General features: G+C 36.4%; 6 protein-coding genes, 2 tRNA genes and 2 pseudogenes. 4 read left to right on the forward strand and 6 right to left on the reverse strand.

Annotation, left to right across the window (positions count from 1 at the left end):
• Positions 1-215: 215 nt before the first annotated feature.
• Positions 216-289: transfer RNA gene (locus ACFIO5_RS07340), tRNA-Gln, on the reverse strand.
• 261 nt (positions 290-550) lie between these two features.
• On the opposite strand from ACFIO5_RS07340, the gene ACFIO5_RS07345 reads away from it, so the two are divergent.
• From ACFIO5_RS07345 to ACFIO5_RS07355, 3 genes and pseudogenes are all read left to right on the forward strand, one after another.
• Positions 551-940: a VOC family protein gene (locus ACFIO5_RS07345; RefSeq protein ID WP_375634199.1), complete on the forward strand. Its 390-nt coding sequence runs from the start codon at positions 551-553 to the stop codon at positions 938-940.
• A gap of 233 nt (positions 941-1,173) precedes the next feature.
• Positions 1,174-1,263: pseudogene (locus ACFIO5_RS07350) on the forward strand (DNA adenine methylase); the annotation flags it as partial.
• Between the two features lie 1,231 nt (positions 1,264-2,494).
• Positions 2,495-2,700: pseudogene (locus ACFIO5_RS07355) on the forward strand (DNA adenine methylase); the annotation flags it as partial.
• A 135-nt stretch (positions 2,701-2,835) separates the two neighbouring features.
• Here ACFIO5_RS07355 and ACFIO5_RS07360 read toward each other — a convergent pair.
• The 5 genes from ACFIO5_RS07360 to ACFIO5_RS07380 all read right to left on the reverse strand — a co-directional run bounded on the left by ACFIO5_RS07360 (position 2,836) and on the right by ACFIO5_RS07380 (position 6,682).
• Positions 2,836-2,909 (reverse strand) — tRNA-Gln (locus ACFIO5_RS07360).
• Between the two features lie 64 nt (positions 2,910-2,973).
• Entirely contained in the window at positions 2,974-3,732 is a 759-nt protein-coding gene (locus ACFIO5_RS07365) for an iron ABC transporter ATP-binding protein (protein ID WP_375634197.1), read from the reverse strand.
• Positions 3,729-4,679 carry an iron chelate uptake ABC transporter family permease subunit gene (locus ACFIO5_RS07370; RefSeq protein WP_375643379.1) on the reverse strand — a complete coding sequence of 317 codons (951 nt, stop codon included), beginning with the start codon at positions 4,677-4,679 and terminating at the stop codon, positions 3,729-3,731. Before ACFIO5_RS07370 ends, ACFIO5_RS07365 begins: the two co-directional genes overlap by 4 nt.
• Positions 4,672-5,628 carry an ABC transporter permease gene (locus tag ACFIO5_RS07375; RefSeq protein ID WP_375613670.1) on the reverse strand — a complete coding sequence of 319 codons (957 nt, stop codon included), beginning with the start codon at positions 5,626-5,628 and terminating at the stop codon, positions 4,672-4,674. Before ACFIO5_RS07375 ends, ACFIO5_RS07370 begins: the two co-directional genes overlap by 8 nt.
• 103 nt (positions 5,629-5,731) lie before the next feature.
• Positions 5,732-6,682: a siderophore ABC transporter substrate-binding protein gene (locus tag ACFIO5_RS07380; protein ID WP_375634799.1), complete on the reverse strand. Its 951-nt coding sequence runs from the start codon at positions 6,680-6,682 to the stop codon at positions 5,732-5,734.
• A 198-nt stretch (positions 6,683-6,880) separates the two neighbouring features.
• On the opposite strand from ACFIO5_RS07380, the gene ACFIO5_RS07385 reads away from it, so the two are divergent.
• Positions 6,881-7,152, forward strand: a 272-nt coding sequence (locus ACFIO5_RS07385; protein ID WP_375705180.1) for a hypothetical protein, incomplete at its 3' end; no start/stop codon positions are given.

Genomic DNA, 7,152 nt, shown 5'->3' on the forward strand with positions numbered 1-7,152 from the left:
CTTTAAAACTCTTTGAGAAAAAATAAATTGGTACAAAACCTAGTGTCAAAATATACAAAACCTGCTGGCAAGCTACAGCGTTAAAGAGAGCTTTAAATACCCTTGAAAGGTCTTTGAAGACCCTTTAAAACTCTTTGAGAAAAAATAAATTGGTACAAAACCTAGTGTCAAAATATACAAAACCTGCTGGCAAGCTACATACATACAAATACAACTGGCTGGGGAACTTGGATTCGAACCAAGATTGACGGAGTCAGAGTCCGCTGTTCTACCATTAAACTATTCCCCAATAAGCCAATTTTACCATTTCTAGCAGATTCTATAGTGTAGGCAAGTGCAAAAAATCTTTAGATTATCGATAATAAAGAGCGATAGGGATATCATTATAATCCCAGTAGGGGCGTCCTCGATATTTTAGCATATAGCAATAAGCGAGTAAAAATATATAAATAGAGCACACCGCGAACGGAGGTATCATAAACTCTTTTTGGAATATTCCCTAATATAGGTGTATCATGTCAGGCAGTTACTACTAAATCATGGAGAATTTATGAGTAATATCCCTACTTATCCTGTTACCCCAAACCTACAGTTGGTATACGTCTCAAACATAGAGTATTCTACGGCTTTTTACAAATTCATCTTCAAGAAAGAACCTGTGTTTACCTCGCCACGCTATGTTGCATTTGCTTCTTCGGGGGATGCTCTCTTTGCTCTCTGGTCTGGGGGCGATAAGCCTGAGGAAAATGTGCCTCGTTTTTCAGAAATCGGCATTATTTTGCCGACAGGAGAGGACGTAGATAAGCTCTATGTGGAATGGCAAGAGCAAACCACTGTTGAGATAAATGTTTTGAAGGAACCGTATACTGATGTATTTGGACGTACCTTCCTAATCAAAGATCCAGACGGAGATATTATTCGTGTTTGTCCACTGGATTAAAAAGCTTGAGATCTGATCTTTAATTGTCTGAATTATAATACCTGAATTATAATAATTGTCTGTTTCCAAAACCTATAAGCTATGCAAGCTAAGAGGCTTACTTACGACGCGTGGCTTATCCGTTCGGTGCTGTTCCATTATATTCAGCACCACAACCTGCCTGTTTCCACAGGCGGTCTAATTGGTTTGGGGCATCAGTCGGCGTTATTGCATGGCCAGTGATCAGTACTTGTAAAATCATAGAAGCTATCCCTCATCGCACTTATATTGAGCCTTTTACTGGAATGGGAGGAATATTCTTTACAAGGAAATTGATATCTTTATGAAGTTAAAAAGGCATTGTACATAAAAACTAATAAAGTCAATATATTAAGTGCAATTATTTTATATGAATCCACATAAGAATCCATACTTTTATGCATGTTTGAATTGATCATTTTTTATATAGGATTGCCATGAATGTATAGACCATAAAAAGCAAATCATAATGCAAATATTATAACGCATGGGTGCATTCAAATGAAATGAAAAGCGGTTATCATTCATAACAGGTCATAAATTTTATGATACGTTTTTATTATAGCACAAATCACATTGTTTTAAATTTCAGTCGTTTGGAATTATCGATAACATAAATTGCATACGTTTAAGAATGGATGTGTTTTGCTCTTTATTTGAGTGTAACCTTAAAAGGAATAATCGTTTGAAACTATCATAAGCTTATAGATTGAGTTCATAAAGATTGCATAAAAGGGTTTAAAGATAAGATCGTTTTTAAAAACGCTTACTAAAAAGTTAGTAAATGATAGGCAGGCATTATATAGATACTATCATCACAATATAGAATGAAAATCACAATGTTATGTCTTATGAAATTGAAGCATTTCAATGATATAATGCAAGCAAGCGAGAAAAAAACGTTTTAAAAGTTACATTAAAAATACGAAACCAAATGAGCTCCCCCCAAATTTGGGGGGCACCTATTGAAAAAAAGATGAGGCAGCAAAATTCAAAACCATTGTAACATCTAAGGCATGGGATTTTACTCAATTTTGAGTCAAAAGCTATAATGTTTAAAGATGGCTATTCTAAAGATAACGCCTCCAAAATTGGATTGGTTAATTTTGCCAACTCAAATTTGAGCTGGTTAATTTGCAAAGAAGTTACATTTGAGTGCAAAATGAAAAGATACTTATGAAAGCCTTATTGAGAAAACATTCATTTAAGATGCATTTTCTTTTGATTGGATTGATAAAGTTACCAAGCGTTTATAGATTCTATAATGCTAATGAATGATATCAAAATCATAGCGATCATTTACGTTTTTTTTGATAAGTTTTCATATTTCTAAATAGAGCACTTGCAATATGATACGTTTTGTATATATGAATTTATTACTCCATTGTGGATGATTCATTTGAATCTTATAATCAATATCTGAAAGCCGCGTCATATCATTTGGCTCGGCTTTCTTTTTTGAATTCTCTCTTTAGATAGGTTTATAGCTATTAGATAAGGCTTTCCCATAAACAGAGCCAGATATACGTGTATTACTATGGAAAGGATTTATTTGCGAGAGGATTACCAGACAATGTTTGCTTTGCTTGCGCAAGAGAAAAATTCTTCTCTCTCAATGATGTGTCTCAGATCCGAAAAATCTTTAGCCAATTTAAGATAAAAGAGGTTGGCACATCTTATACATGTGGTTCAAAGAATCCGCACCGGCTCAAGAGCTTATCATCTCAAATTGCAATTTTTAGAGGAAGAGAAAATATGCATTAAAGGGATTTTAAATGACCCTTGAAAGTTTTGCAGATCCTTTGAAAAAATAAATTGATGCAAAACCTGCTTTCAAATTATACAAAACCCGATGACAAGCTACAATCATTAAATACTGGCTGGGGAACTTGGATTCGAACCAAGATTGACGAAGTCAAAGTCCGCTGTTCTACCATTAAACTATTCCCCAACAAGCTAATTTTACTATCCCTAGCAGATTCTATAGTGCATGCAAGCGCAAAAAATCTTTATGATTATCGATAATAAAGAGCGATAGGGATGTCATTAATTGTTTTGATTTGAATATCGACATCATAAATGTCTTTAAGAATTTTTGGTTGCATAATTTCTTTTGGAGTCCCACAATAGGCCGCTTTCCCATTTTTCAATGCAACAATCATATCTGAGTAAGATGAGGCAAAATTAATATCGTGCATAACAATAAGAATGGTTTTTTTCAGTTCATCAGCTGTGCGGCGTAATTGCTTCATCATAGAAACCGCATGTTTCATATCCAGATTGTTTAATGGTTCATCTAAGAGAAGATAATCAGTGTCTTGGCAGATAACCATTGCTATAAAAGCGCGTTGACGCTGACCGCCAGAAAGCTCATCTAAAAAACGGTCTTTTAAATCTTGTAAGCCGAGATAGCGTAGTGCACTGTCGATAAATTGTTTATCTTCATGTGTATACCAGCCTTTTGAATAAGGATAGCGTCCGAAACTCACTAAATCGTACACGGTTAAGCGAAAAGACAAAGGATTTTCTTGACGCAGAATTGAGAGTTTTTGAGCCAAAATATCGAGGGGCATTTTATCAATATCAAAGCCGTCGATATGAATTGTCCCATTATGGTGTGGCAAAAGACGTCTTATCAGCATTAAAAGAGTGGACTTTCCGGAACCATTGGGCCCAATGAGAGAAATAATCCCCCCTTTTGGAAGATGAAGGCATAAATTATCGATAATCAATCGTGCTCCGTAAGCTTTGGAAAGATGATTGATCTCAATCATTTTAGTTTTCCCTTCATCAGTAACATTAAGAAAACAATTCCCCCACAAAACTCAATGATAAAACTTAAACGCCCTGCCATATGAAAAATTTGTTCTAAAATAAATTGTCCCCCCACCAGACAAATAATAGCCAATAATATTGCAATTGGAACAACAATACTGTGTTTTGCTTTAGGAGAAAGTTCATAGGAAAGGTTGGCAACTAACAGTCCAAAAAAGGTGACGGGGCCTACCAATGCGGTGGAAATGGATACGAGAATGGAAACAAAAATAAGGACAGCTGTCGCACTTTTGTGGTAATTAACGCCAAGATTGAGGGCATTTTCACGTCCTAAAGCCAAGATATCAAGAAGATGACGGGAATGCCATCCAATCAGACTCACAATGAGGACAATGATTGTGGCAAAGCTTATTAACGGTGTATTGAATTTATTAAAATTTGCAAACATAATATCGGTTAAATTCATCATTTGGTCTGGATTTAGTTGCAATTGCATAAACATCCGTAAACTGAAAAAAAATCCGCCTAAAACAACACCGATTAAAAGCGTCAAATGAAGCCCTTTTAGGCTTCCTGAAAAGAGCCAGCGAAAAAGGCTTATTGAAAAAAGGATAAGAATGAGGGCTTCAAGAACAAGCTGTCCTTCTTCATTCAAAAAGGGCAAAGAAAGAGAGCCTACAAAATACATTAGGGCAGTCTTTATTAAAATATAAAGCTGATCAAATCCCATAATTGAAGGGGTAAGAAGACGGTTATTAACGATTGTTTGAAATAAAACCGTGGAAACGCTTATTGCATAGGCAATAAGAAGCAGAGAGGAAAGCTTTGTAAGACGAAATTTCCATGTATGAACATTGATATTCCACGTCATGTAAAGACTAATGACAGTGCATGCTATGATGATAAGTGTTGTTAGTACACATATTGTTTTTCTTCTTCTATCCAAGACGCTTTCTCCAGCGTAAAAGCAGTATCATAAAAATAAAACTACCGATTACACCCATTATGGTGCTGATGGGAATTTCAAGAGAGGGATGAATGATTCGTCCTAAAAGATCACAAATTAAGACCAATCCTGCACCGCTGATGGCCACCCAAGGAGCGGTATAGCGCATATTATCTCCCATGAAACTTGAAACAATATTTGGAATAATCAACCCAACAAAAGGAATACGGCCAATGGTACAGACAACAACAGCAGTGATTGAGGCGACGATAAAAAGACCAAAAAACATGACAACACGATAATTCAATCCAAGGTTATTGGTTAAATCTTCTCCCAAACTTGCAACCGTAAAGCGATCAGCAGTACAATAGGCCAGAATACAAAGGGGAAGGGATAGCCATAAGAGCTCATATTTTCCTTCAAGAACCATCGAAAAACTGCCAAATAAGTAAGCTTGAAGAGAAGGAAGTAACATTTCATAATCTGCAATGGCATTGGTTAAAGAGCCAATAATATAGCTTAGCATAATCCCTGTAAGGGGTACAATGAGAGCAGATTTTAGAGGAATGCGTCGCAATAAAAACATAAAAAGTAAAGTGCCTACCATGGCAAAAATTGTCGCAACGACCATTTTTCCTAAAACAGGAATATCGGGCCAAAAAATCATAATAAAAAGAATGCCAAGGGAAGCAGATTCAATGGTTCCAGTGGTTGATGGTTCGACAAAGCGATTGCGTGTTAATAGTTGCATAATCATGCCTGAAAGTGCAAGTGCTGCGCCTACTAAAAGGATTGCAATGGTACGAGGAAGACGTGTTTGCCAAAAAATAAGCCACGCATGGGGATCGGCTGCGAAAAGGTTAGAAGGTGTGACATCAGAATAACCAACAAAAATGCTGAGGATAGACAGGAAAATTAGAAGTGTTATGGTTATCCAGTAATTCTTCACGTTAAATCATTTTCTAACAAAATCTACAAAAAGCAAAGACTGCTTAATAAACAACCTCTGCTTTTAAATTTTATTTATATAGCAAGCAAGCTCTTTCGTGCGCTTATTTGCTCTTTGTAAAGGCTTCATTGATCTGCTGTGCGGTTTCAATGAGCGCCGTTAAACCACCATTTGCACGATACCAGCTCCAAGAGTCCAAATAAATAATTTGATTTTTTTTGCTTGCTGTTGTGCGGTGAACAAGCTCATTGTTGAGCAATTGTGCTGCGGATTGTCCTTCCCGTCCAATGGCTGCATCGCGATCAATCACCAACAACCAATCAGGATTGGTTTCAAGAATGAATTCAGGAGAAATGAGTTGTCCATGTTTTTGCACGGTAAGTTTATCGGTTGCAGGGGCAATTCCAAAAGCGGAGTGAAAAATATCGAAACGTGATTTTGGTCCGAAAGCACTGATTTTTCCACCAGAGGTCATGAGTATGAGCCCGGTGCCTTTTCCTTGGGTATTTTTACGGACTTCAGCAAAAGCTTCATTGATTTTTGCAATTTCTTTTTCTGCTTCTTGTGTTTTACCAAAAATTTTTCCAAGGATAGACACATTTCGTTTTATATCTTCAAGAGAATTTTCGTTTTCTACGGTTAGATCAATTGTTGGGGCTATTTTGGATAAGTCTTTATATTTTGCTTGAGTTCTGGAGGAAATAATAATCAAATCGGGTTGAAGAGTGGCAATTTTTTCATAATCTGGCTCAAAAACGGTTCCAATTCTTTCATATTTTGCATCGTCAAATTGTTGTAGATAGGAAGGTTTTTTTCCTTCAGGAAGGCCGATAACTGCTTGGATACCAAGGCGATTCATATTATCTAGCGAGGCAAGATCAAACACAACAACCTTTTGCGGAGAAGTGGGAACAGAAGTCGTTCCTGAAACATGATCAATCGTTACATTTGTCTGGGTACTCGTATTTGCAATACTCGTATGAGTCCACAAAATCGTTGCAAAACTAATTGCAACCAGTAAAACAGAAGTCATCCATTTCATATATTTTATCATCGTGATTTTATCCTTTTATCTAATATTACAAAGGTTTGCGCACTTAAAAACTTAACTTTGGTATTTTTATGCACAAAATGAAGCGTAAATAAATAACACTATGTTGTAAAGTTGACTGACATATGTTACAAATCGTTCACTTACCTCATTTTCACTTAATTCTAGTGTTTTTGCAACATTATTTAGAAAGTTTGACATATGATCAATGTATTTAAAAAGCGTACACGTTTGTACGCACTGACAACAAGTGCTTTCTTCTTTTTACAAGGTGTAGATGTTTCTATGGGGAGTAGTTGGTGGTCACTACCTTCAATATCATTGCCAAATCTAAGTGCATTGTCGTCTCTGGTACCATCTTTGGGAAGTTCATCAAAATCTCCTACACCTAAAGCAGCTGAATTACCTGCACCTCCTTTGCCACAAGTCGCTAGCCAAGGGGATGGTAATGGTGCTGGTGTCCCTGGTGGTGT

This window comes from Bartonella sp. AA86SXKL, assembly GCF_042196885.1.